Genomic DNA, 1,907 nt, shown 5'->3' with positions numbered 1-1,907 from the left:
GGCGGTCCCGGCCCGCGCCCCGCGGCCGGCCGCCAGGGCACGGCGCGGCCGTCGTCCCGGGCGTAGCGCGCGGCGAAGCCGTCGCCGTCGGTCCGGAGGGCCACGGCCCCGCGGGCGGCGAGGACGCGCCGGTCGATCACCAGCGGCCCCGTGCAGGTCGGCGGCGCCGCGAGGCCCGTGATCAGCACCGCGGCGCGGGCGCAATCCTCCGGGAAGGCCCGCCGGTCCCGGACCAGGGCGACCGCCCGCCCGTCCGGCAGCCGGGCGGTGCAGCCGAGCGGGTCGCAGCGCCCGCTGCCCGACCGGACGATCAGCGCCGCGGACCGCCGCCCGTCGCCGTCCGCCTTCAGCCACTGCTCGAGGACGAAGCCCGAGGGGCTGCCGAGGGCCGTGAGCCGCCCGTCCGGGCCCCGCACCGCGGCCCCCGCGCCCTGCCGGTCGACGTAGAGGTCGTAGTGGTCGGGCCGGGCCGCGAGGACGAGCCCGAGCAGCACCGGCGGCACGGCGAGCCAGCGCAGGCGCGAGGCCGGCAGCGTCCCCAGCAGCAGGCCGGCGGTCAGCAGGGCCAGCGCCCCGGCGCCGAAGGCCGGCAGCACCAGGACCGCCCGCTCGAACCCGGCGATCCAGTCCGAGATCGCCAGCATCCCGGCCACCGCCTGCCCCATCAGCCACCAGACCGGCCGGTCGAGGGCGAAGGGATAGGCGAGGCAGCCGATCACCGCGGCGGGCATCACCACCAGGGAGACGAGCGGCAGGGTTAGGGCGTTGCCGACGAGGCCGAAGGGCTGGACCGTCTGGAAATGGTAGGTGGCGAAGGGGGCCGTCGCGACCTGCGCCACCAGGGTCGTGGCCAGGGTCCCGGTGATCGCCGACAGGCCGGTCCCGACGAGCCGCCCGATCCGCCCGGCCCCCGGGCGCACGAGCAGCCGCCCGTCGATCAGCCGCGCGCAGGCGATCAGCCCGGCCACGGCGCCGAAGGACATCTGGAAGCTCGGGCCGAGCAGGCCCTCCGGCTCCCGGGCGAGCGCGATCAGCGCCGCGAGGGCGAGGTTGCGCATCGACAGGGCCGGCCGGTCCACCAGGATCGCGCCCAGCATGATCAGGGTCATGATCAGCGAGCGCTCGGCCGCGATGTCCCAGCCCGAGAAGGCGCAGTAGGCGGTGACGCCGACCATGGCGAAGCAGGCCGCGATCTTCTTGATCGGCCAGAGCAGCGCGCAGAGCGGCACCGCGGCGAGGAGCGCCCGCACCAGCCAGAACACCACGCCGGCGGCCAGCACCATGTGGAGGCCCGAGATCGACACCACGTGGTAGATGCCGGCGGCGCGGAGCGCGTCGTTGGTGGCCGGCCCGATGAGGCCGCGCTTGCCCGTCACCAGGGCCGCCGCCACCGCACCCGCTTGGCCGCCGGCGGCCTCCGCGATCCGGCGCGTCAGCCCGTTGCGCGCCGCGTCGAGCGCAGCGGCAAGCCGCAGGCCCAGCGGCGGCGACCCGGACGGTTCCCGGACGGTGACGGTGCCGATCAGCGAGCCCACCGCGCCGATCCCCTGGAAATAGGCGTCCCGGGCGAAGTCGTAGCCGCCGGGCCGGGCCGCCTCCGGGGGCGGCAGCAGCCGGGCCGTGGCGGCGCCCCCGTCCCCGGGACGGGGGATCGGCGTCTTCCGGAACGAGACCCGGACCCGGGCGGGCCGCGCCTCCGGCGCGAGGCCGGCGAAGCTCTCCACCCGGATCACCAGCCGGGCGCCCACCTCGCGCTCGTCCAGGGCCTCGACCGTTCCGACGAGCGGGCCGATCGTGGTGCGGGTGAGGATCGGTGCGGCGACCTGCGAGACCCGCCAGGTCGCCGCCGCGAAGCCGAGGAACGCGGCCGCCACCGCGAGCGCCGCCGCCAGGGCCGGCGGGCGCGC

At 77.7% G+C, this 1,907-nt stretch carries 1 protein-coding gene; it reads right to left on the bottom strand.

The genetic code is table 11. The annotated features are described in order from the left end of the window. The coding region (locus ACLBYE_RS30340; RefSeq protein WP_447697008.1) for a ComEC/Rec2 family competence protein at nt 1-1,907 on the bottom strand (1,907 nt) is incomplete at both ends.

The organism is Methylobacterium sp. A52T (assembly GCF_053346095.1).
This window is presented reverse-complemented; position numbering and strand designations above follow the sequence as displayed.